Origin of the sequence: Olsenella sp. AGMB03486 (genome assembly GCF_040884255.1) — a bacterium.
Lineage (GTDB): Bacteria > Actinomycetota > Coriobacteriia > Coriobacteriales > Atopobiaceae > Olsenella_L > Olsenella_L kribbiana.
Genome location: NZ_JBEVTM010000001.1, coordinates 218,717 through 241,836, shown reverse-complemented (window position 1 = coordinate 241,836; position 23,120 = coordinate 218,717). Strand labels below are relative to the sequence as shown.

The following is a 23,120-nucleotide window of genomic DNA, read 5'->3' as shown; positions in this document are numbered from 1 at the left end:
TATAAAAAAGAGCCTGTCATCTGACAGGCTCTCGGACAGTTCTGGCTCCCCGGGTAGGGTTCGAACCTACGACACACTGATTAACAGTCAGTTGCGCTACCACTGCGCCACCGGGGAATGTGTTGCTCTCAAAGCGCACTAGCTAGTATACGGAAAGCTCGTTTCAATGCAAGCGTGCATTTCGAAGAATCTGCCTCATGCAATGCTTCTGCAACATTCTGCACACGCGCTCTCCGCATTTTTGTGGCTACTCCGCAAAATTCCTCCAGGCAAGGCTCACCGAACCGACGCCGAGATGAAGCGAGACAACTGGTCCTCCATCACGCACATGGATCGTCGTCTCAGGAAGCTCGCGCCTCACCTCATGCACAAGCTCTTCGACCGCCTCATGCGCCTCGCCGTATCCTGTGACGGTCACGGAGTTCTTCCGTGCTTCTTCCGGAATCTCGGCTATGAGGGCACGGGCTGTGCCGCGCATGCCGTGGGCGACGCAGACATCCTTGATGCCGCCCTCCTGGAGCTCCATGACAAGGAAGCGGTCAAGGTTCGAAGGGACGGCGCGCCTTGTGGCACCGAGACGCCCCGACTTCCTGAGAACCTCGAGATCCGGCACTGTGAAATCGATGCCCTGACGTGCACGCTCCGCTTCGAGCTTCTCACCGACCGTCTCCAGGCCATAGCCCAGGCTCACGAGCTTGCGTGCCTGGCGTATGAGGAACTCGAGCCCGCCCGAAGTCGTCCAGGAGTCGACGATGCGCATGCGCTCCGGTGCCTCTCCTTCACGGATGAGCTGCTCACGTGCGTGCACAGCGCTCCTGTAGGTGCCAGAGAGCCTCGAAGAGATTGTGAGGCAGAGCACCGAGAAATCAGCATCGAGGAGGCGCCTGAATTCGTCAGCAAACTCGTCCTGGTAGACCGCTTCTGTCATGAGCAGCCTGCCATTCCGGAAGAGAGAGTCATAGTCGCCATTCTCGTTCCGGAAGGTCTCCGCATAGCGGAGACCGTCGACGTTGTAGTGCATGGGCACCACCGTGACGCCGAGCTCCTCTGCACGGGTACGCGAGAGTGTGCAGGAGGAATCGCAGACGATTGCAACCGGACGCTGTGGCAGATCGGCTCCGCCTGTCGTGAGGGCGCCCAGACCTGCCGTGAGCCCTGTGGTCTTCTCCATCAGCTGTCTCTCCTTCCGATGGCACGGTATTTCTCGTAGCGAGCATCGACAAGCTCGTCTTCCGTCATCCCTTCGAGCTCCTGCACCTGATCCGCAAGGCATTTCCTGAAGCGCTCTGAGAACTCTTCGGTGCCGAAGCCCTCGGCGTCGACGATACCGTCGATGATGCCCAGGTCCTTGAGGAAGGGCGCCGTGATGCCGAGAGCCTCGGCAGCATCGGGTGCGCGCTTCGCTGTCTTGAAGAGGATCGTCGAGCAGCCCTCAGGGCTCACGACCGAATAGACAGCATCAGAGAGCATGAGGACACGGTCTGAGACGGCAAGGCCCAAGGCACCGCCCGAGCCGCCCTCGCCCATGATGACGGTGATCTCAGGGGTCCTGAGAGCGCCCATTGCGACAAGGTTGTCTGCGATGGCGGCGCCCTGGCCGCGCTCTTCTGCCTCCATGCCTGGATAGGCACCGGACGTATCGACAAGGCAGATCACGGGGCGATGGAACTTCTCCGCTTCCTTCATGAGACGGAGCGCCTTGCGGTAGCCTTCGGGCTCAGGCGAGCCATAGTTTCTGGCCACCCGTTCCTTGATGCCGCGTCCGCGATCGGTTGCAATGACCGTGACAGGATTTCCATCGAGCGTGGCAAGGCCGGTCACGATGGCAGCATCGTCTCCGAACTCATGATCCCCGTGGAGCTCGATGAAGCCCTCGAAGGTCATGTCCATGATGGAGGGAACAGACGGCCTGTCGGCATTCCTCACGCGCTTCACAAGGTCGTAGGCAGAGGCATCTGCAGCAGCCGGCTTCTCGAGATGGTGCGGAAGCGGCCAGCGTGCCTCCTCGGGGAAGGCAGCCGCACACTTCGGTGCCTCGCGTGTGCCCCACGCCTCCTTGTCATGAAGCCAGAGCAGATAGCCGAGCGTGGAGGGAATCTCCTTGCGCTCGACGACCATGTCGCAGAAGCCATGAGCAAGGACGAACTCCGAGCGCTGGAAGCCCTGGGGCAGCTTCTTGTGCGTCGTCTGCTCGACGACACGCGGACCTGCGAAGGCGACGAGCGCGTCAGGCTCTGCAATCGTGATGTCTGCCTCCATTGCGAAGGAAGCCGTGACGCCGCCCGAGGTGGGATCGGTAAGGACACAGATATAGAGGAGGCCCGCTGCACTGTGCCGGCGTACAGCATTCGAGACCTTGGCCATCTGCATGAGGGAGGTGAGGCCCTCCTGCATGCGGGCACCGCCCGATACCGTGAAGCCGACAACAGGCAGGCCTTCCTCTGTCGCCCGCTCGAAGCAGCGGCAGATCTTCTCGCCGACAGCAGCTCCCATGGAACCCATCATGAAGTCGCCGTTCATGATGAAGAGGGCACAGGGCTCGCCCTGGATCGTCGCCCTGCCGCAGATGACGGCCTCCTTCTCCCCGCCCGACTTCTGGCGTGCAGCGGCAAGCTTCTCTTTGTAGTCCGGGAAGGAGAGGATGTCCTTCGCCTCCATATCGGCGTCCCACTCTTCGAAGGAGCCTTGATCTGCCGTGAGGGCAAGCCTTCTCCTTGCGCCGATGCGCATGTGCTTGCCGCAGCGCGGGCACACATCGAGGTTCTGCTTCAGCACCCCGGCATCGATAGCATGACGGCAATGCGGGCAGCGCACGAGAATCGTGCGCTCCGGAATATCGATCGGCACTTCGGTGACGGGCCCTTCAAGCTCGTTCAGAGACTTCTGGCGTTCACTCATAGAGGTGCTCCATCAGATTTGTATGGTAGTTGCCCGACAGGAATTCGGGATTGCCGAGGATATCGAGCTGAAGATCGGCATTGTAGCTGACGCCCTCGATCACAAGCTCTCCCAGAGCAGAACGCATCTTGCGTATCGCCTCTTCGCGCGTCGGCGAATAGACGATGAGCTTGCCGAGGAGCGAGTCGTAGTAGGGCGGCACCGATGAGCCTACATAGAGGGCAGAGTCGAAGCGCACCCAGGGGCCATTCGGCGTGTGAAGCATCGTGATGTCTCCTGCAGACGGAAGGAAATCGGGCGTCTCGGCATTGATGCGACACTCGATTGCATGTCCCACGACGTTGATGTTCTCCTGCTTCCAGTTCGAGAGGTCTGCTCCTGCAGCGACACGGAGCTGCCACTTGACAAGGTCGATGCCCGTCACGAATTCCGTCACCGGATGCTCGACCTGGAGCCTCGTGTTCATCTCCATGAACCAGAACTCGCCGGCATCGCTGAAGAGGAACTCGATCGTTCCCAGCCCCTCGTAGCCGACCTTCTTTGCAAGATTGCGGGCACACTCGAACATGTGCTCGCGGATCTCAGACGTGAGCGCCGGACAGGGACTCGGGCTCTCTTCGAGGAGCTTCTGGTTCCTGCGCTGCACGGAGCACTCGCGTTCGCCAAGTGAGAACACGTTGCCGTGGCCATCTGCGAGGATCTGCACCTCGATATGGTGTGCCGGAGAGATGAACTTCTCCATGTAGCATTCGCCGTCGCCGAAGGCGCTCTGTGCCTCGGCATGTGCCTGCTCGAAGGCAGCGGGAGCATCTTCTGGCTTGAGCACCTTCCTGATGCCACGTCCGCCACCACCTGCACGTGCCTTCACAAGCACAGGGCAGCCGATGCGCCTGGCCTCCTCTTCTGCCTGCGCAGAAGACTCGAGCAGGTCGCAGCCCGGCACGATGGGAACGCCAGCCGATCTCGCTGTGCGGCGTGCCTGATCCTTGTCTCCCATGAGCTCCATGATCTCAGGCGAAGACCCGATGAAGACAAGGCCATGCTCGCGGCACTCGCGGGCAAATGAGGCATTCTCGGAGAGGAAGCCATAGCCTGGATGTATTGCCGAAGCACCCGACTCGAGCGCGACCGTGATGATCGCATTCGTGTTCAGATAGGACTCGGAGGCACGCGGGCCGCCGATGCAGTAGGCCTCGTCAGCAAGCGTCACATGGAGCGCCGTGGCATCGGCCGTCGAGTAGATGGCGACCGTCTTGACGCCCATCTCCTTGCAGGCGCGGATGATGCGGACGGCGACCTCTCCCCTGTTCGCGATCAGTATCTTCTCGAACATGGTCTATGCGTCCTTCTTCGGGACGAGCGCAAACGACATGTCAGCCACGCAGGCAACCGTGTCGCCGACCTTTGCCACGCCGTGGGCGAAGTGGAACATGCCATGGCTCCTCGTGAGCTCGCACTCGAGGGTCACGGTATCGCCCGGCCTCACCTGGTGCTTGAAACGCACCTTGTCGAGGCTCGTATAGAACGGCGTCGCCTGTTCCTTGTCGATGCCATCTGCCAGAAGGACGCAGCAGTTCTGCGCCAGCATCTCGCAGAGAATGACACCGGGAACGACCGGGTAGTCAGGGAAGTGCCCCTGGAGGAAGAACTCGTCGCCCTTGATCATGATATGTCCCACGGCCTTGCCATCCTGGACTTCGGCATCGTCCAGAAGCAGCATCGGCGGCCTGTGCGGCAGAATCTTCTCCAGCTCTGTCTTGTTCATGCCATCTCCCTAGTAGATCTTCATGAGGACCGAGCCGTACTCGACGAGCTCGCCGTCGGAGACCGTGATATCGATGACCTCGCCGTCGCAGTCAGCCGTGACTTCCTTCATTTCCTTCATGGCCTCGATGACGCAGAGGACATCGCCCTTCTTGACCTTCGAGCCGACCTGCACAAAAGGCTTGGCACCCGGTGCGGGAGCCGCATAGAAGACGCCGACCATGGGAGCCTTGACAGCGGTGACCTTCGACATGTCGAGCGGCTCCTCGCCTTCAGGCTCGGATGCATCCGCTGCAGGAAGCGGTGCTGCCTCAGATGCAGGGGCTACCTCTGCGGGTGCCGCAGCGGACGTCACCTCTGCGGGAGCCGCTCCTGCCATGACCGGTGCCGGGAAGGCTTCAGGACGCTCGAGCTCGATGGCAGAGTCGCCCTCTTCGATACGGACACGGGCAAGCCCGCGCTTCTGCATGAGCTCGGCTACCGCATCGATCCTCTTCGTTGTGGTATCCATGCCTTACGCCTCCTCATACTTCCTGAGCGCGATCACGGCATTGTGGCCGCCAAAGCCCAGCGAAGTCGAAAGCGCCCATGTGGCATCGAATTCCTGTGCCTTGTTCGGCGTGTAGTCGAGATCGCAGGCAGGATCCGGCGTCTTGTAGTTGATGGTCGGCGGGATGATGCCGTGCTCGAGCGCATACGCGCTTGCCATGGCCTCGACGGCGCCCGTGGCGCCGAGCATGTGGCCCGTCATCGACTTCGTGGACGAAATATGGGCAGCGTATGCTGCCTCCTCGCCGAGTGCCTGCTTGATGCCCTTCGTCTCGGAGGAGTCGTTGAGCTTCGTCGAGGTGCCATGGGCATTGATGTAGAGGCCCTCCTTGGGGTCGAGCCCTGCCTCAGCCACGGCCTCCTTGATGGCACGCGTGATGCCTGCGGCATCAGGATCGGGCGAGGTGATGTGGTAGGCATCGGCCGTATTGCCATAGCCTGCGACCTCGGCCACGATATGGGCGCCACGTGCCTTTGCATGCTCGAGCTCCTCGAGGACGAGCACGCAGGCGCCTTCGCCCATGACAAAGCCGTTGCGGTCTGCATCGAAAGGACGGCAGGCCGTCTCGGGATCGGGGTTCGTCGAGAGCGCGCGGGCGTTCATGAAGCCTGCGATGGAGACCGGCACGATTGCCGCTTCGGCACCGCCTGCAAGGATAGCGTCGGCTGCTCCTGCCTTGATGGCATGGAAAGCCTCGCCGATCGCGTTCGTCGACGTGGCGCAGGCCGTCACGACCGGAAGCGTCGGTCCCTTGGCATTCTGCCTGATCGAGACCTCGCCCGATGCCATGTTCGCGATGATCATCGGCACGAAGAACGGCGAGATCTTGCGCGGGCCGCCCTTGAGCATGCGCTCGACCTGCTCCTCGATGGTGCCGATGCCGCCGATGCCCGATCCGATATAGACGCCGAGGCGCTCAGGCTCGATGGCGCCTTCAGCATCGAGGCCGGAATCCTTCATGGCCTCGTCAGAGGCGACGAGCGCAAACTGCGTGAAGCGGTCGTGGTGCTTTGCCTCTGCCTTGCCGAGCACGGCTTCAGCGTCGAAGCCCTTGACCTCGGCTGCGACCTTGACGCGGAAATCCGCCGTATCGAAGGCCGTGATCTCGCCGATGCCGCTCTTGCCGGCAACCAAGGCATCCCAGCTCTCATGTGCAGTGAGACCGACGGGCGTGATAGCGCCGATGCCGGTAATGACAACTCTGCGGTTCATATTGTTCCTTCCTTTGCAGGAAGCTGCGCTACATGCACAGCCCGCCATCGATCCGGATAGTCTCTCCCGTCACATAGGATGCTGCATCCGATGCGAGGAAAGCGATCACCTGGGCAACCTCATCTGCTGTGCCGAGACGCTTGAGAGGAATCTGCGCCTCATAGCTGGCGCGCGTCGCCTCGGGCAGCTTCTCTGTCATCGCGGTCTCGATGAAGCCCGGTGCCACGGCATTGCACGTGACGCCCTTGCCGGCAAGCTCTCTTGCCACCGTCTTCGTGAGGCCGATGAGACCTGCCTTCGAGGCTGCATAGTTCGCCTGCCCGATATTGCCGGAAAGTCCCACGACCGATGCCACATTCACGATGCGGCCGCCCTTCTGGCGGACGAAGCCGCGCATGAGGGCACGAATCATGTGGAACGCACCCTTGAGGTTCACGTCGATCACGGCGTCGAAGTCCTCGTCCTTCATGCGGGCAAGGAGCGTATCGCGCGTGATGCCAGCGTCGTTCACGAGGGCCCAGACAGAGCCGAAGTCCTCCTGCACCTGCTTTGCGGTCGCATTCGCTTCGTCTGCATCGGCAACATTGCAGCGATATGCCTTCGCGGTCGCGCCCGCCTCCTTCAGGAGGCTGACGCATTCTTCAGCCGCTGCCTCGTTTCCGGCATAGACGATCGCGACGTCGTAGCCGCCTTTGGCAAGCTCCAGCGCCGTGGCGCGTCCGATGCCGCGCGAGCCTCCGGTCACAAGCGCGACACGGCGCGAAGCATCGCGCTCGAGCGTGCCCGTCTTTGCTTCTGCCATCAGATGAGCCCCTTTCCAGCCACGAGGACACGTGCCTCTTCGGCAGCCTCGGGTATCTCGACGCAGACGGCATCCACGCCTTCGAGCGTCCTCTTCACGAGACCTGTGAGCGTGTGTCCCGGCCCGACCTCGATGAACGTATCGATACCGGCATCCTGCATGGCATGGAGCTCAGCGGTCCACTTCACGGGATTCGAGACCTGCTCGGAGAGGAGCGCAGCGATCTCAGCCACATCCTCCGGATAGGTCTCCCCTGTCCTGTTTGCTAAGACAGGGAGCTTCGGCGCATGGACAGGATTCGTCTCGAGATAGGCGGCGAGCGCCTCGGTGGCCTCAGCCATGTAGGGGCTGTGGAAGGCTCCGGAGACGGCAACCTTCATGCTCCTGCCGCCTGCTGCCTTGACAAGGCCATCGAGCTTCTCGCAGGCCTCGGCAGAGCCTGCAACGACGGTCTGCTGCGGCGAGTTGTAGTTCACAGGCCATGCCTCGCCTGCCTCGTGGGCAAGCTCTTCCACCTTTGCGGCATCGAGCTTGAGGACAGCGCGCATGGCGCCAGGATGCTTGGCCGTGCAGTCTGCCATGGCCTGGGCGCGGACCTCGATGAGGCGCGTGCCCTCCTCGAGCGAGAAGGCGCCGGCAAAGGTCAGCGCTGCAACCTCGCCGAGCGAGTGCCCTGCCACCACATTCGGATGCACGCCAAGGTCCTCGAGCGCAGCTGCGGCCGCAAGGTCCGTTGCAAAGACGCAGGGCTGGGTGTTGATGGTCTGGCCAAGTTCCTCCTTCGTGCCTTCGAAGCACTGGGAGGCAGTGCCCGGACGCACCGCATCCACGCCATCGAAGACCTTCTTGGCAGCCTCAGAGGAATCGAAGAGGGCCTTGCCCATGCCGGGCTTCTGCGAGCCTTGGCCTGCAAACAGGAATGCTACGCCAGCCACTTCGTTGCCCCCTTAAGCGCCTCTTCGCAGCCCTGCATGAGATCGTCGACGATCTCTGCTGCAGACTGCTCCTTCTTCACCATGCCAGCAACTTCGCCGCACATGAAGGAGCCTTCTTCGTAGTTGCCGTCCTTGGCAGCCTTCCTGAGCGAGCCAGCGCCCATCTTGCCAAGCTCCTCAGCCGTGGCGCCCTCCTTCTCGGCACGCAGGAACTTCTGCGAGAACGGGGTCTTGAGGCAGCGCACGGCGCCATTGATGGAGCGGCCGGTCACGATCGTCGAGAGGTCATTGGCCTTGAGGACACGCTTCTTGTATTCGTCAGAAACCGTGCACTCGTTGGCCACGAGGAAGCGGGTGCCGACCTGGACACCGCAGGCGCCCAGCATGAAGGCGGCTGCCATCTGGCGGCCATCGGCGATGCCGCCGGCTGCGATGACCGGAATCTTCACGGCATCAACGACCTGCGGCACGAGTGCCATCGTCGAGACGTCGCCGACGTGTCCGCCGGACTCTCCGCCTTCGGCGACGATTGCGGAGGCGCCGACACGCTCGAGGAGACGTGCAAGCGCCACCGAGGAGACGACCGGTATGACCTTGATGCCGGCTGCCTGCCACGTCTTCATGTACTTGCTCGGATTGCCCGCGCCTGTCACGACGACAGGGACCTTCTCCTCAGCCACAACCTGGGCAACCTCGTCGGCGAAGGGGCTCTGCAGCATGATGTTGACGCCGAAGGGCTTTGCCGTGCGGATGCGGCAGTCGCGGATCTCGTTCCTGAGCCAGTCGGCATTGGCATTCATCGCGGAGATGATGCCGAGGCCTCCGGCATTCGATACGGCAGCGGCGAGGCTTGCATCAGCAATCCATGCCATGCCGCCCTGGAAGATCGGCTTCTCGATGCCTGTCAGGTCGCAGAGAGGAGTCTTGATCATACGCGTTTCATCCTTTCCTGCTGGGTACTCTTTAGAGCTGAGCCTCGACGAGGTCGACGAACTCCTGAATCGTCTGGGGGTTGGCCTCAGGGTCGATCTCAATGCCGAACTCGTCCTCGCATGCCATGACCGCCTCGACAGTGCTCATGGAATCGAGGCCGACCTCGGCGAGCTTCGTCTCGGGCTTGAGCTCGACGTCGTCGAGGCCCTCCTGGTCCTTGAGGATTGCGACGACGCGATCGAACGTTGACTCTGCCATGATGTTTCTCCTTCTCTTTCTGCGCCGAAGCGCGTATCTCATGCGCCGAAGGCGCCTGATAGCGATTATGCGTCCTGTTCCTTATTCCAGCGGATCAGGGTCGTGCCGATGTCGAGGCCGGCACCGAAGCCGCAGATGAGGACAAGCTCTCCTGCATGGAGGCTCCCCTCACGGGACATGCGGTCGAGCGCAAGCGGTATGCAGGCACTCGAGATGTTGCCGGTCTCCTGTATGGTATGGGCCATCTTGGAAGGGTCGATGCCGCACCTCTTGGCAACAGCATCGAGTATCCTCTCGTTGGCCTGATGGAAGACGAAATGGTCGATATCGGAAAGCGCAATGCCTGACTCGCCTTCGAGGGCCTTGAGCTCCTCCTCGATGCTCGAGACGGCAAAATGGAAGATCTTGCGTCCTTTCATGAGAAGCTTCGAAGGCTGGGCATCTTCGGTGCTGCCAAAGGGAGATGTGCCCTGAAGTCCTGGCACATCGAGCGAGGCAACATCGGGCTTTGTGACAAGATGGCTCCAGATAGGGCTCTTGCCTCCTGCCTCAACGACAGCAGCTGCCGCTCCATCTCCGAAGAGCACGCAGGTGCTGCGGTCCTCCCAGTCGAGAAGGCGGCTCATCTTCTCCGCAGAGACGACAAGCGCTCGTCTCGCACGTCCGCGGCAGAACCAGCCATCTGCCGTATCGAGCGCAAAGACGAATCCAGCACAGGCTGCCGAGACATCGAAGGCAGGGCAGCTGGCACCAAGGCGCTCGGCTATGGCACAGGCCTCTGCAGGCATCAGATGGTCGCCTGAGGTCGTGGAGCAGATGATGAGGTCGATGTCCTTCGCCTCTATGCCGGCATCGGCCAGAGCGTGCTCAGATGCCTCTGCGGCAAGGTCGTCGAGCGACTCGTCCGTGCAGACATAGCGTGTCTTGATGCCGGTGCGGGTGGAGATCCACTCGTCTGAGGTATCGAGGAACTCGGAAAGGTCGTCGTTCGTGACCTTCCTTTTCGGAAGTGCCGATCCGGTGCCGACAATCGTGAATGCCACGCTAGCTCCTTCCTGCAAAAGGCGCCCGCGCGACTGCCTGCACGGCAGCGCGTTCAGCTTCTGTATAGGCATGTTCGAGACGGCTGATGCCCTGCAGAAGCACACGGCGCTCCTCTGTGGACTGGCCACGGGAAATCTCGGCTGCCATCTTTCGGTTGAATATTGCATGGATACGGTAGACGCATTCTCCCTTGCGGGTCAGCGTCACATCGATGCGGCGCGCATCGTCTGCACTCCGCTTCCTCGCGATATAGCCCTTCGCTTCGAGCCTCTTCACGATAGCGGTCGCGGAGGGACGCTTGATGCCGAGAGCGTCTGCAATCTCGGACATGCTGAGAGCCCGGCGAGCGACGAGCATGGCCTTGCCGACCGTCGAGAGCAGGTTCAGCTCGGAGTTCGTGAGGTCCATCCCATGGGAACGGTAGACGCAGTCCTCGAGGCGGATGATGGCCTCGAACGTGCTGCTCAGAAGGCGTGATATCTCGCTGATGAAGGCGGAATCGTCATCCACGTCGATAATCGGCGCTTCTGTCTCAGGATGCTCTGCGGGCTGTTCCACGTCTGTCTCTCCTCCTGGTTGCACATCTGCGATACCAGTTCCGGACAGTTATTTAGTCTAACTAATCATTTTCGGATGTGAAGCGTCACAAGGCTCTGCGCGGCATGTCCACATATCTGCCAATCAATGGCACGTACGGAGCGATGCCTCTTCCGGAAGAAAGATGCGCACAGAGCCATCCCTAAGAGCGATCTGCGCCCTTCCCCAGGAGTCGATGCCGGAGAATCTTCCCTCAGCCAGAAGCATGCCAGCTGGATCTATGGCAAAGACATCATCTCCGATATAGGCGAGCTTGCGCTCGAAGCGCTCTCTGATGGGAGCAAGCGGCCCTGTTTCAGGGCTTGCCTTTCTGGCCCAGACACGCGAGGCCGAGACGATGGATGCATCCAGGCTTATGGCAAGCGCGCCGAAGCCTTCCCCCAGAAGGTCTGGCACCTCATCAGCGAAGGCATCTTCGAGATAGGCAGCGGGCAGGGGCTTCGCCATCCCGTCGTGCACGCGCGAGGGCACGATCTTTTCCTGAGCTGGACGCACGAGGTTGAGCCCTATGCCTGCGGCTGCATGCCACACGCCACCGCTCTCCTGCCGCGACTCGACGAGGATGCCGCCAAGCTTCGCAAGCGAGCCATCAGCCTTCTTCAGCACAAGATCGTTCGGCCATTTGAGGCAGAGGCCTTCTGCTCCAAGACCTCCGAGCGTTTCCAGGACAGCAAGTGCCGTCACAGCAGGAAGCCCTGACGAGACACATTCATCTGTCCTTGGTCGCAGGAGCACCGTGATGTAGAGGCCCCCTGGAGGCGAGACCCAGCTATGCCCCCGGCGCCCGCGTCCCGTCGTCTGCCTCTTCGCACAGACCGCCGTACCTTCAGGAGCGCCTTCAGCAGCAAGCCCCAGCACATCGTCGTTCGTGGATCCCGTCGCCTCGACAATCTGCACAAGCTCCGAAAATTCGGAAGACGCCTCGACCGCTCTCCCCACTCCGTCCATCCTGCCTCCCGCCATCCGCCAATTTTACAAGCTGATTCTAGCGCGAGCCGCCATATCTCCTCACATCACAGCAAAAGGCAGGCACCGACACGGCACCTGCCCTAAAACCTCTTTTCTGGCTCTTCCTGCTTCTGCTTCTTCTCGAAGCGCTTCGAGCAGTCGCAAGTGACCTCTTCCACCGAATCGGCGATGGCCTGTGCTAGGGACTCGGCTTCGCGTCCCTTCAAATCCGGAAGCGACGAGGACATCGAGAGGCGCTCGTTCAAGACCTCCATGTCCTTCATGTTCTCGTCGATGCAGTCCTCCATGAGGTCGCCGACCGGGCAGGCCCACGATCTGTTCTCCACCAGCACGATATGGCGGTTCTGGAGGTTCAGCATCTTCATCTCGGAGAGCAGGCTCTCCATGACAGGGCAGATGCTCAGGTTGTATGTCGGCGAGGCGAGAGCGATGTGCGAGAGGCGGAACATATCGGCAATCAGGTAGGATGCCTGCGTCGTCGAGGCATCGCAGAGCTTCACGTTCGTGACGCCGCGCTTGCAGAGCTCGGCAGCAAGGCGCTGCACGGCATTCTCGGCGTTGCCCTATATCGAGGCATAGGCAACAAGCACGCCCTTCTCCTCGGGTGCATAGCTTGCCCAGCGGTTCAGCTTGTCGATGTAGCGCATGATGTCTTCAGGCGTGCGGTAGAGAGGACCGTGGAGCGGTGCCACTATCCTGATCTTATCGAGGACGCCTGCCGCCTTCTTGAGCAGAAGCTGGACATGCGGGCCATACTTGCCGACGATATTGCAGTGGTAGCGCCGGGCCTCATCGAAGGAATCCCGGTCCCAGTCGCACTCGTCTGCCCAGAGCCTGCCATCGATTGCCTTGAAGCTGCCGAAGGCATTGGCGGAGAAGGACGCCGTCCGTGAGGTCGAGCGTGACCATGACCTCAGGCCAGTGGACCATCGGTGCCTCGATGAAGGTCACTTCATGCCTGCCGAAAGAGAGCGAGTCTCCCTCCTGTACCTGGAGCTGGCTATGGGAGTCGATATCGTAGCCGAAGCTGTGCATGAGCATGAACGACTTCTCCATCGACACGATCTGGCAGTTCGGATAGAGGGCGAGCACCTCGACCATCGAGGTGCAGTGGTCGGGCTCCAGGTAATTCACGACAATGCAGTCGAGGTCGCGTAAAAGGGATGGGAATCCTGCCGCAGTCATTGGCATAGCCGCCTCCACGAGCACCAGAAGCCACCAGATGCGGACAGCCTGCCCGCCATCCCCGAGCGCTCCTTGCAGCAAGGCTTTCCAGACGTCCCAGATATGACAAGAGCGCAGCAGGCCTGAATCCTGCTGCGCTCTTGCAGCATCATTTCTTCCCGCCGTTCCCGCCCCGGTGCTTCCACCCTATCGGGAAGACGAAGACAAACGGAATCACCAAGGGGATGCCCATAGATATGCCCGAACTCGGGAAGATGAGCTGGACGATCAGGGCAATGATGATAGCAAGGAGGATGCAGATGATGAGATCCTCGACTATCCGCTCGATATGGTCCCTGTCCATTGCTCCCTCCTCCATGAAAAAAGGCAGCTGCATGCCTGCAGCTGCCTGGACGTGCATTCTGTGCCTACTCTTCCATGTAGTCCTTGAGACGTCCCGAACGGGAAGGATGGCGGAGCTTGGCAAGCGTCTTGCTCTCGATCTGGCGGATGCGCTCGCGCGTGACGCCGAACTCGCGTCCGACCTCCTCGAGCGTGCGCGGATGGCCATCTTCGAGGCCGAAGCGCAGCTTGATGACCTTGCGTTCGCGGTCTGCAAGGCCGTCGAGGACCTGGTCAAGCTGCTCTCGGAGCATCGACTCGGAAGCTGCCTCAGGAGGAGCGACAGCGCCGGAATCCTCGATGAAGTCGCCGAGCTGGGAGTCCTCTTCCTCGCCGATAGGCGTCTCGAGCGAGACCGGCTCCTGGGAGATCTTCTGGATCTCGCGGACACGGTCTGCCGACATGTCCATCTCCTTGCCGATCTCTTCCGGTGTCGGATCGCGACCCAGATCCTGCAGGAGCTGGCGCTGGACACGGACGAGCTTGTTGATGGTCTCGACCATGTGGACCGGAATGCGGATCGTGCGTGCCTGGTCGGCGATAGCGCGGGTGATGGCCTGACGGATCCACCACGTCGCGTACGTCGAGAACTTGAAGCCCTTCGTGTAGTCGAACTTCTCGACAGCACGGATGAGGCCAAGGTTGCCTTCCTGGATGAGGTCAAGGAAGAGCATGCCGCGGCCGACATAGCGCTTTGCGATGGAGACGACGAGACGCAGGTTGGCTGAGATCAGCTGCTGCTTTGCGTCGAGACCTACCTGCTCGATGCGCATGAGACGGCGCATCTCGGCACGCGTGAGCTCGATATCGCCATTCTCGGCAGCCTCGAGCTTCTCCGTTGCCTCGGCACCGGCTTCGATCTTCATAGCAAGATGGACCTCTTCGTCAGCAGTCAGAAGGTCGACCTTGCCGATCTCCTTGAGGTACATCCTGACCGGGTCGCCCGTGAGCATGACCGTAGAGGTATCAGCTCTGCGGTTGCGGCTGCGGGTCGAGCGCTTCTTCGAGGTCTTGCCCTTCGTGGCAGTGGAGCGCAGCGCGGCATTGACTTCCTTTGCCTCGCTTGCGCGGGATTCGTCCTCATCCTCGTCGAGGCCGTCTTCGAGATCGTCCTCGTAGCTGTCCGAATCGAGGTCGTCGTCCATGCCGTCCATCGAGCTTCCATCGACATTCGGCATTGCCGCATCGTCGCTCGCGATATCTACGCCCTTGGAGCGCAGCACGTCATAGAGATCCGACAGTTCTTCGGAATCGACATCAATATCACGGGTTGCGACCTGGATATCATCCTCAGATACCGTTCCGTCATTCTTGGACGATTTCGTCACAAGGGCATCGACGGCCTGCATCAGTTCGGGGGACAACTTGATATCCTCTTTCGACTTCTTTGTAGCCACGTATTTCCTTTCGACGCACAATCGTTACTACTTTACCCGTTATTGAGCGTCTGCAGACGCAGAAAGTCTGCCTGACAGCTCCTGCACATGCCGCTGTAGCTGCGTCGCTTCGACGAAGAGCTCCTTCGTACGGTCGGAGAGCGCATCAGGCGTGCTTCTGAGCTCGGTCCTGATGGCACGGATCTTGCGCTTCGTGGAATAGAGCTCGACGGTATCGACGAGAAAAGCCATCTTCTGCCCCGCCGTCATCCCTTCAGCCGAGGCAAGCCTGCCGCCACCCAGAAGCTGTGCCGCTTCGGGATAGACAGAGGTCGCTGCTGCCACGACATCCTGAGGCGCTGCATCCTCAGGCGTCGCGAGCATCGCCCATGCCATCGCCTCGTGTCTCGAGTCCGCCCAGGAAAAGCCTGCAATCCTCTGCGAGTAGGCCCGCGCTTCCTTCGGATAGGCGGCAGTCAGGGCAAGAAGCTCGCGCTCCGCATCGATCTGGCGGCGCTCGTCCGAGGAGAGTGCAGCCGGTACCGGCGCCGCTGCTCCGTAGGCATCATCTGGCGCGTATTCCGCTTGCTCCTCCTCGTAGTAGTCCGCATCGTCGTAGCTTGGCCCGTCATAGGTCGGTATCTGCTCCTGCTCGGGACGCGCGGTCCTGCGGGCGGCAGGTGCCTGCGCCGTCTCCCTCGGCAGCGGCTTTCTACGAATCGTCCGCTTCGTCTCTTCGGGATCCATGCCAAGAGCATCTGCGAGCTGCAGGGCATAGGAGTCGATCAGGGGCGAGTCCTTGAGCGGAGCCAGAAGTCCCGCGAGGTCGTCGAGCGCCTTCACGCGGACACCCGGAATCGTGAGGTCGTAGCCTTCGAGCCGCTTTGCGAACACGAAATCGATGAGAGGACGCGCGCCTGCGAGCTGCTTTTCCATCTCCTCTTTCTGATGCGACGCAAGAAACTCCATCGGGTCCTGGTTGTTCGGCAGCACGACGCAGAGAAGCTCGGCTGTCGTCTTGTCCACATACTGGACTGCGCGCTCGGCAGCACGCTGACCCGCCGCATCGCCGTCGAACATGCAGATGATGCGCTTCACGCGCAGCCGCTCGAGCGTCTTCACATGGTCGAGCGAGAATGCCGTGCCAAGCGCTGCAACCGCATTCCTGAACCCTGCCTCGTGGAGGGCAATGACATCGGTATATCCTTCGCACACGATTGCCGTGCCTGTCTCCACCATCGCATCGCGTGCCTTGTCTATCGCGAAGAGGTGCTTCCTCTTGTTGAAGACCGGCGTATCGCCGGTATTGATGTATTTCGCGATTCCGTCATGCTTCGTCGCTTCGAGGATCCTGCCGCCAAAGGCAATCGTGCGTCCCTGCTCATCGTGGATGGGAAACATGACACGGTCGAAGAAGCGGTCGGAGATCCTCCCCGAGCGTTCGCGCCCGAGGTCTGCCGCCACAATCTCCTGGTTCGTGAAGCCCTTCGAGCGCAGATGTGCCGCAAGCATGCCATGCCCCGGCGCAAAGCCGAGGTTCCAGGAACGGCAGATGGCAGAGCCGAAGCCGCGTCCGGAGAAATAGCTCCTCGCCGCAGCAGGACCCTCCCCCTTGCCACGCATGAGCATCGTCGTGTAGAAGCTCTCTGCCTCGGCCAGGCAGGCAAGGAGCCGCTGCCTCTTCGGGCCATGGTGTGCCGTCTTCTCTTCGGTGAGCTCTATGCCGGCACGGTCTGCAAGATAGCGGATGGCATCGGGGAACTCGAGGTTCTCCCTGCGCTGGACATAGCTGAACACATCGCCGCCGGCACCGCAGCCGAAGCAGTGCCAGAGGCCAGTCTGGGGATTCACCTTGAACGACGGAGACTTCTCATGATGGAACGGGCAGCAGCCCCAAAATTCCTGGCCACGCTGCTTCAGCACGACGGTCTCGCCGACAAGCTGGACGATATCGGTCGCCTGCCTGACGCGCTCCTTGTCTTCGTCGGTTATCAACAGATCGCCCCCTCGCTGTCGGCACTCAGGTTCACATGTACCCACTCGATGTTCCCGCGAACCACTGCTTCGAGTTCCGCCATCGAAGAGAACCTGCGCTGTGCCCTGAGCCAGCGGCAGAAGACGACCTGCACCTCCCGCCCATAGATATCGCCGGAAAAGCCAAGGAGATGCGCTTCGAGGAAGTTGGGCCGCTTGGTTTCCTCGAAGCTCTTGGGAGCGCCGACATTGATAGCGGAGGCATAGGGCACGCCTTCCACGACGACATATCCCCCATAGACGCCTTCAGCGGGCATGGCAGAAAGCGGCTCGCACTGGACGTTCGCCGTCGCAAAGCCCATGCCGGTGCCTTCGCCGCGGCCGTGCATAACTAAGCCACGGACGTAATGGCAGCGGCCAAGAAGCTCTGCCGCCTCATCGAGCGCGCCCTGCGCGAGAAGATGCCGAATTCTTGTCGCGCTCACAGGCTCCGTGCCTCCGAGAGCCAGATCCTGCGGCACGATATCGATTCCGCGGCTTCCGAGAATCTCCTGGAGCGTTGAGATATCACCTGCGCCACGTGCGCCGAAGCGGAAGTTCGTGCCGACATGCACGGATACGGGATGAAGCGCTTCCTCGATGCGTGTGCAGAAAGCAGCAGGAGCAAGGCCTGCAAGCTCGGGCGTGAAGTGCATGACAAGAACGGCATCTGCACCGAGAGAAAAAAGGCCCCGTACGCGGTCAGAGACAGAGAGGAGCCTCGCTTCAGGACGCAATCCTACGACTTCGGAAGGATCGGGGTCGAAGGTCACGACGACAGAGGGAAGCTCGCGGCTGCAGGCATCTGCGACAAGGCGGGCAATCAGGGCCCTGTGCCCTAGATGCAGGCCATCGAAGGCGCCGAGCGCAATGACCGATGAGGAGGAGAGCTTTTGAGAGGCTGCCTTGCTTACATAGAGCGTTCCCAGCTCATGCGCACGTGGCTCGGGCAGCCTGCCTTGTCCGAAGGTGGCTGCATCGACAAGCGCCTGCTTTGCCGCTGCATCGAGCGGCAGTGCGAAGCCGCCACACTGCTCCTGCATATTCTCTCTCCTTGTCTCTAGCGGACGCCTGATATGCCCGCCGGGAAATTCGCGATCGTCTTGAGACGGTCGTTCACACATTCCCACACACCGTATACCTTGCCGGATGAGACCATCGCACAGCGCTCCCCTTCCTTGAGGTCGACACTGCCGAGGGGAAGCGTCTTTCCCTGGAGGAGCTTCTCGAGCTCAGAGTCTGTGACAGCACGCTTCGGCAGTCCGAGCGCACGCACCGGATCTGCCGCAAAGGAAAGGATGCCATCGGCGCCTGCCTCGGCAATCTCCTCGAGCGCATGCGCATTCTTCAGCGTGAGGTTTCCGGATGAAAGGCGCCGGAGCGCCCCGAGGTGCGCGGCACTCCCCAGAGAGCGTCCCAGGTCGCGGGCAATGCTCCTGATATAGGTGCCCTTCGATACCATGAACGCGCAGTCCCAGAAGAGCCCTTCGTCGTTCTCGCCGACTGCAAGAAGCAGGGCCTGGTATATCTCTATCCGGCGCGAAGCAAGCTCGACCGCCTCGCCTTCACGGGCGAGCGCATAGGCACGCTTGCCGTCGATCGAGATGGCAGAGTATGCTGGCGGCACCTGGTCCTGCACACCGACAAGGCCAGCCAGGGCTAGGCGTGCTTCCTCCTCATCGAAGAGACGCTTCGGCACCTCGGCCTCGCGCACGGTCTTGCCTTCGCGGTCATCGGTATCGGTCTCGCGGCCAAACGAGATGCGGGCCTCATAGGACTTCTGGTCCTGCGTCAGCATGCCCATAAGGCGAGTGCCCTGGCCGACGCCGATGACAAGAAGGCCAGAGGCGGCAGGGTCGAGCGTGCCGGCATGGCCTACGCGGCGCTCACCCAAGGCATAGCGCACCTTCGACACCGCATCATGGCTTGTGATGCCTTCTGGCTTGTCGACAGCCAGAAGGAGATTCAGTCCGCTCTGTCCGCGCTTCACTCGCTCACCCCGCCCATGGCAGGAGCGCAGGGCTCGTTCGTGAGCAGTGCCTTGAGGCGCGGCAGCACGACAGAGAGCGCCTCGTCGAGGTCGCCCGTCAGCGTGAAGCCTGCAGCAGCCTTGTGGCCGCCTCCCCCGAGCTCGCGCGCGACGACCGAGATATCGTAGTCGCTCTTCGAGCGCAGGTTGCCACGGACGCCGCCGCCAGGAAGCTCCTTCAGGAACAGCGCCACCTCAGCCCCGTCGACGCTTCTCACGACGTCTATGAGCCCGTCGCACTCGTCGAGCTGAGCACCGGTACGCTCGAGGTCGTCCACTGTGGAGTAGCTGTAGGAGATGCGCCCTCCCAGAAACGTCTTGATCCGCGACATGACCATAGCCTCGAGATGCAGGTACTGCAGACGGAAGCTCTGGTAGACATGAAGCGACACATTCGAGGGGTTCGCACCGGAATCGACGAGATAGGAGGCGATATCGAAGGCCTCCGGATTCGCGTTCTGGTACTGGAAGCGCCCGGTATCGGTCATGATGGCGCAGAAGAGGCAGTCGGCAATCTCCGGCGTCATCTCCGCCTCGATATGCTGTGCGAACTCGGCGATGATGACACCGGTGGCAGCAGCATCGGGACGCACGACGTGCACATCGCCAAACGGCTTCTCGGAAGGGTGATGGTCGATCTCTGCAACCTTCGGTGTGCGCCTGAGCACAGCCTCTGCCTCATTCAGGCGCGACGGTGCCGGCAGATCGACGCTGATGAAGAGGTCTGGTGCCCCTTCATAGTCCTTGGCCTGGACGAAGCCATCGGCACCCGGCAGGAAGGCATAGATCCTCGGCACCGGATCGGCATCTGCCAAGAGGTTCGTGACCGTCTTTTCCGGCCAGCGCCTCCGAAGGATGTGGGCCAAGGCAAGGCCCGAGCCCAGGGCGTCTCCGTCCGGGCTCGTATGGGCGCAGACACAGATCGTCTGCGCCTCCTCAATCAGGGAGACGAGGGCCGCAAACGATGCGGCCTGCGTCTTCATATCGTCGTACTGCACAGTCCCTCTATTCGGCTTCGGTCTCGGATGGCTGGATCGGGTAGCCATCCTCGTCCTTCTCGACCGCGAGCGTCGGCGGAACGTTCTTGAGGGCGCGGGCGATCTGCTCGGCCTCATCGGTCGTCGTATCGATGCGGAACTCGATCTCGGGCGTCACCCTCCAGGCAACAGCGTGCCCGAAGAGCGAGCGGATGCGGCCCTTTGCGCGGTCGAGCGCCGCCATGACCTCCTCGTAGCGGTCTGCATCGCAGGACACGTAGACACGCATGAAGGACTTGTCGATCGCGACCTCGGCGCCCGTCACGGTGACGAGCGCGAGATCGGGGTCGGAGATCTCGAACAGAAGGATGTCTGCAATCTTCTCGCGCGCCTGTTCGTTGATGCGGCGGGAATTCCTGTTCTGCTTCATGGCTTGACCTTACTCGGTACGGGCAACCTCGACGATCTTGTAGGATTCGATCGTGTCGCCCACATGGATATCCTGATAGTTCTCGAGCGAGATGCCGCACTCGTAGCCGGCCTTGACGCTCTTGACCTCGTCCTTGTAGCGGCGAAGGGATGCGATCGTGCCATCGTAGACGACGATGCCGTTCCTGACCAGGCGGACCTGGTCGGTGGCAGAAACCTCGCCTTCCTGGACCATGCAGCCGGCTGCGATGCCGACCTTCGGAACCTTGTAGGTCTGGCGCACCTCGATCGTGGCGGTCTGCTTCTCCTCCTCCGTCGGCTTGAGCATGCCGATGCGCGCTGCATCGATCTCCTCGATAGCCTTGTAGATGACGGAGTAGGTACGGATCTCGACGCCGTCCTTCTCGGCAGCCTGGCGGGCCTTTGCATCAGGACGGACACCGAAGCCGATGATGATGGCATTGGAGGCGTCTGCGAGGATGACATCGGTCTCGTTGATGGCACCGACGGCCGTGTGGATCACGTTGATGCGGACCTCGGACTGGTCGAGCTTCGAGAGGGCATCGACAAGTGCCTCGATGGAGCCCTGGACATCTGCCTTGATGATGAGGTTGAGCTCCTTGACGTCCTGCTCCTCCATCGTGTCGAAGAGATTCTCGAGCGTGACATGCTTGGCCTTGTTCTGCTCCTCGATGCGGGCCTTGAGCTGGCGCTGCTCGGCGAGCTGGCGTGCATCGCGCTCGTCGTCGAAGACGCGGAACTCGTCGCCTGCATTCGGGATCGACTGGAGGCCCAGAATCTCGACAGGGTCGGACGGCTTGGCTTCAGCCACATTGTTGCCGTGCTGGTCAAGCATGGCGCGGACGCGTCCGTAGGCCGTGCCTGCCACGACAGCGTCGCCGACATGCAGCGTGCCCCTGTTCACAAGGATCGTGGCAACAGAGCCGCGGCCGCGGTCGAGCTTTGCCTCGAGGACATAGCCGGATGCGAACGTATTCGGGTTCGCCTTGAGCTCGAGGTAGTCAGCCTCGAGCAGTACTGCCTCGAGCAGGTCCTCGATGCCGATCTTCTTCTTGGCGGAGATGTTCACGAACATGTTCTGGCCGCCCCACTCCTCGGGGATGATGCCATATTCCGTGAGCTCCTGGCGCACCTTGTCCGGATTTGCGCCCGGCTTGTCGATCTTGTTGACGGCGACGATGATAGGAACGTTTGCCGCCTTTGCATGGTTGATGGACTCGATGGTCTGGGGCATGACGCCGTCGTCAGCGGCGACAATCAGGATGACGATATCCGTGACCTTGGCGCCACGGGCACGCATGGCCGTGAACGTTGCATGGCCCGGCGTATCGATGAACGTGATCGTGCGGCCATGGATCTTGACCTGGGAGGCGCCGATGGCCTGCGTGATGCCGCCAGCCTCGCCTGCAGCGACGCCGGTATGGCGGATTGCATCGAGGAGCGACGTCTTGCCGTGGTCGACGTGTCCCATGACGGTGACGACAGGAGGCCTCGGAACGAGATCCTTCGGATCGTCGTAGAAGCTGAAGGAGTTCTCCTCCTCCTTGGTCATGACCTTGACGTCGCGGCCAAGGTCGTCGGCGATGAGCTCGATCTGGTCATCTGTCATGCTCTGCGTCATCGTCAGCGGCGTTCCGAGAAGGAACAGACGCTTGATGATGTCATTTGCAGGGACCTTGAGGAGCTCTGCAAGCTCGGCCACGGTCGAGCCCTGCGGAACCTTGATCGTATCGAGCTGGGAGAGGTCCTGGTCGTTCTTCACAGCCTCCTCGATACGCTTCTCCTCGGCAGCCTCGGCAGCCTGCTTGACACGGCGCTCCTTGCGGCGCTTGCGGCGGCCGGTCGATTCGCGCGAGGCTTCCTCGACAGCGGCGCGGGCTTCTTCGAGCACGTGCTCGCGGTTGTATTCCTCGGCAGCACGTGCCATGCGGGTGTAGCGGTCTTCCCCGTCATTCTGCCTGTGGCTGTGCTTCTGGTTCCTGCGGCGGTTCTCGCCACGGCTGTCGGGCTTGCCCTCGCCAGCAGGCGCTGCCTGGGCAGCATTCCTTCTGACTTCGTCCATCGAGAAGCCACGGCGCTCGTTGCGCTCATGGCGCTCATCGTTGCGCTCTTCGCCGCGGCCACCACGATCGGAACGCTCGTTACGGCCGCCACGGTCGGAGGAGTTCCTGCGCTCGGGGCGCTGGCGCTTCCTGGCAGCACGCTCTTCGGCTTCCTGCTTCTTGCGTGCCTCCTTCTCCTCTTCCTGCTGCTTCAGGACCTTCTCCTGCTGGGCGATCTGGTCGAGCAGGCTCGTGAAGGACGGCACGCTCTTCGGAGCCGTGTCCCTGACGCGGTTCTTCTCTGCCTCTTCCTTGGCCTTGCGCTCCTGTTCGGCGCGCTCCTCCTCGGCCTTCTTGCGGGCAGCCTCGGCCTCGCGGCGGCGCTGCTCCTCGACAGCGCGCTCCTGCGCACGGCGCTTCTCGGCAGCCACACGCTCGCGCTCTGCCTCCTCGGCAGCCTTGCGCTCCTCTTCCTTCTTTGCCTCTTCCTCGGCCTTCTTCTGGGCCTCGATCTCGGCGGCACGGGCCTCGAGGATCGGCTTGAGCTTCTTGCGGACAAGGTTCACGTAGACGTCCTCAAGCGTCGAGGACGGCGACTTTGCCGGTATCTTCATCTGATCGAGATAGTCGAGCATCTCCTTGCTCGACATCCCATATTCCTTTGCCAAATCATGTACGCGGGTCTTTGCCATGTAACCAACCTTC

24 protein-coding genes and 1 tRNA gene are annotated in these 23,120 nt (G+C 61.5%); all 25 read right to left on the bottom strand.

What is annotated here, in order from left to right:
* Positions 1-42 precede the first annotated feature (42 nt).
* Positions 43-117, bottom strand: a tRNA-Asn gene (locus tag ABVS03_RS01055).
* A gap of 130 nt (positions 118-247) precedes the next feature.
* Positions 248-1,171, bottom strand: coding sequence for a DegV family protein (locus tag ABVS03_RS01050; RefSeq protein WP_368017650.1), 924 nt, complete (start codon positions 1,169-1,171; stop codon positions 248-250).
* On the bottom strand, positions 1,171-2,898 hold the full coding sequence (gene accD, locus ABVS03_RS01045) for an acetyl-CoA carboxylase, carboxyltransferase subunit beta (protein ID WP_368017649.1): 1,728 nt from the start codon (positions 2,896-2,898) through the stop codon (positions 1,171-1,173). Before accD ends, ABVS03_RS01050 begins: the two co-directional genes overlap by 1 nt.
* Complete coding sequence (locus tag ABVS03_RS01040) at positions 2,891-4,231, bottom strand: acetyl/propionyl/methylcrotonyl-CoA carboxylase subunit alpha (RefSeq protein ID WP_368017648.1); 1,341 nt, start codon at positions 4,229-4,231, stop codon at positions 2,891-2,893. Before ABVS03_RS01040 ends, accD begins: the two co-directional genes overlap by 8 nt.
* Before the next feature lie 3 nt (positions 4,232-4,234).
* Positions 4,235-4,663: a 3-hydroxyacyl-ACP dehydratase FabZ gene (fabZ, locus tag ABVS03_RS01035; protein ID WP_368017647.1), complete on the bottom strand. Its 429-nt coding sequence runs from the start codon at positions 4,661-4,663 to the stop codon at positions 4,235-4,237.
* 9 nt (positions 4,664-4,672) lie between these two features.
* Positions 4,673-5,173 (bottom strand): acetyl-CoA carboxylase biotin carboxyl carrier protein, encoded by a 501-nt coding sequence (gene accB, locus ABVS03_RS01030; RefSeq protein WP_304137765.1) that lies wholly within the window; start codon positions 5,171-5,173, stop codon positions 4,673-4,675.
* A 3-nt stretch (positions 5,174-5,176) separates the two neighbouring features.
* Positions 5,177-6,424: a beta-ketoacyl-ACP synthase II gene (gene fabF / locus ABVS03_RS01025; protein ID WP_368017646.1), complete on the bottom strand. Its 1,248-nt coding sequence runs from the start codon at positions 6,422-6,424 to the stop codon at positions 5,177-5,179.
* A 28-nt stretch (positions 6,425-6,452) separates the two neighbouring features.
* Positions 6,453-7,226 carry a 3-oxoacyl-[acyl-carrier-protein] reductase gene (gene fabG / locus ABVS03_RS01020; protein WP_368017645.1) on the bottom strand — a complete coding sequence of 258 codons (774 nt, stop codon included), beginning with the start codon at positions 7,224-7,226 and terminating at the stop codon, positions 6,453-6,455.
* Entirely contained in the window at positions 7,226-8,161 is a 936-nt protein-coding gene (locus ABVS03_RS01015; RefSeq protein ID WP_368017644.1) for an ACP S-malonyltransferase, read from the bottom strand. The genes fabG and ABVS03_RS01015 overlap by 1 nt, the downstream gene beginning before the upstream one ends.
* On the bottom strand, positions 8,149-9,093 hold the full coding sequence (locus tag ABVS03_RS01010; RefSeq protein ID WP_368017643.1) for a DUF561 domain-containing protein: 945 nt from the start codon (positions 9,091-9,093) through the stop codon (positions 8,149-8,151). The genes ABVS03_RS01015 and ABVS03_RS01010 overlap by 13 nt, the downstream gene beginning before the upstream one ends.
* A 31-nt stretch (positions 9,094-9,124) precedes the next feature.
* Positions 9,125-9,352, bottom strand: a complete 228-nt coding sequence (locus tag ABVS03_RS01005) for a phosphopantetheine-binding protein (RefSeq protein ID WP_304137760.1) — start codon at positions 9,350-9,352, stop codon at positions 9,125-9,127.
* A gap of 65 nt (positions 9,353-9,417) precedes the next feature.
* Positions 9,418-10,395 carry a 3-oxoacyl-ACP synthase III family protein gene (locus ABVS03_RS01000; protein ID WP_330971098.1) on the bottom strand — a complete coding sequence of 326 codons (978 nt, stop codon included), beginning with the start codon at positions 10,393-10,395 and terminating at the stop codon, positions 9,418-9,420.
* 1 nt (position 10,396) lies between these two features.
* The gene (locus ABVS03_RS00995; RefSeq protein WP_368017642.1) at positions 10,397-10,954 is read right to left on the bottom strand and encodes a MarR family winged helix-turn-helix transcriptional regulator; all 558 of its coding nucleotides are present in this window, start codon (positions 10,952-10,954) and stop codon (positions 10,397-10,399) included.
* A gap of 123 nt (positions 10,955-11,077) precedes the next feature.
* A complete protein-coding gene (locus tag ABVS03_RS00990) occupies positions 11,078-11,941 on the bottom strand; it encodes a biotin--[acetyl-CoA-carboxylase] ligase (protein WP_368017641.1) in 864 nt (287 codons plus the stop codon).
* Positions 11,942-12,042: 101 nt separating this feature from the next.
* The gene (locus ABVS03_RS00985) at positions 12,043-12,507 is read right to left on the bottom strand and encodes a hypothetical protein (RefSeq protein ID WP_368017640.1); all 465 of its coding nucleotides are present in this window, start codon (positions 12,505-12,507) and stop codon (positions 12,043-12,045) included.
* 18 nt (positions 12,508-12,525) lie between these two features.
* Positions 12,526-12,654 (bottom strand): hypothetical protein, encoded by a 129-nt coding sequence (locus tag ABVS03_RS00980; protein ID WP_368017639.1) that lies wholly within the window; start codon positions 12,652-12,654, stop codon positions 12,526-12,528.
* Positions 12,655-12,751: 97 nt separating this feature from the next.
* Positions 12,752-13,153, bottom strand: a complete 402-nt coding sequence (locus ABVS03_RS00975) for a hypothetical protein (RefSeq protein WP_368017638.1) — start codon at positions 13,151-13,153, stop codon at positions 12,752-12,754.
* Positions 13,154-13,295: 142 nt separating this feature from the next.
* Positions 13,296-13,490, bottom strand: coding sequence for a hypothetical protein (locus ABVS03_RS00970; protein WP_368017637.1), 195 nt, complete (start codon positions 13,488-13,490; stop codon positions 13,296-13,298).
* 64 nt (positions 13,491-13,554) lie between these two features.
* Positions 13,555-14,925, bottom strand: coding sequence for an RNA polymerase sigma factor RpoD (gene rpoD, locus ABVS03_RS00965; RefSeq protein WP_304137752.1), 1,371 nt, complete (start codon positions 14,923-14,925; stop codon positions 13,555-13,557).
* 39 nt (positions 14,926-14,964) lie between these two features.
* Positions 14,965-16,899, bottom strand: coding sequence for a DNA primase (gene dnaG / locus ABVS03_RS00960; protein ID WP_368017636.1), 1,935 nt, complete (start codon positions 16,897-16,899; stop codon positions 14,965-14,967).
* Complete coding sequence (gene ribF / locus ABVS03_RS00955) at positions 16,896-17,960, bottom strand: riboflavin biosynthesis protein RibF (RefSeq protein WP_368017635.1); 1,065 nt, start codon at positions 17,958-17,960, stop codon at positions 16,896-16,898. Before ribF ends, dnaG begins: the two co-directional genes overlap by 4 nt.
* 17 nt (positions 17,961-17,977) lie before the next feature.
* Complete coding sequence (truB, locus tag ABVS03_RS00950; protein ID WP_368017634.1) at positions 17,978-18,907, bottom strand: tRNA pseudouridine(55) synthase TruB; 930 nt, start codon at positions 18,905-18,907, stop codon at positions 17,978-17,980.
* A complete protein-coding gene (locus tag ABVS03_RS00945; RefSeq protein ID WP_368017633.1) occupies positions 18,904-19,944 on the bottom strand; it encodes a bifunctional oligoribonuclease/PAP phosphatase NrnA in 1,041 nt (346 codons plus the stop codon). Before ABVS03_RS00945 ends, truB begins: the two co-directional genes overlap by 4 nt.
* 7 nt (positions 19,945-19,951) lie before the next feature.
* Positions 19,952-20,353: a 30S ribosome-binding factor RbfA gene (rbfA, locus tag ABVS03_RS00940; RefSeq protein ID WP_304137748.1), complete on the bottom strand. Its 402-nt coding sequence runs from the start codon at positions 20,351-20,353 to the stop codon at positions 19,952-19,954.
* A 9-nt stretch (positions 20,354-20,362) separates the two neighbouring features.
* A complete protein-coding gene (gene infB, locus ABVS03_RS00935) occupies positions 20,363-23,107 on the bottom strand; it encodes a translation initiation factor IF-2 (RefSeq protein ID WP_368017632.1) in 2,745 nt (914 codons plus the stop codon).
* Positions 23,108-23,120 lie beyond the last annotated feature (13 nt).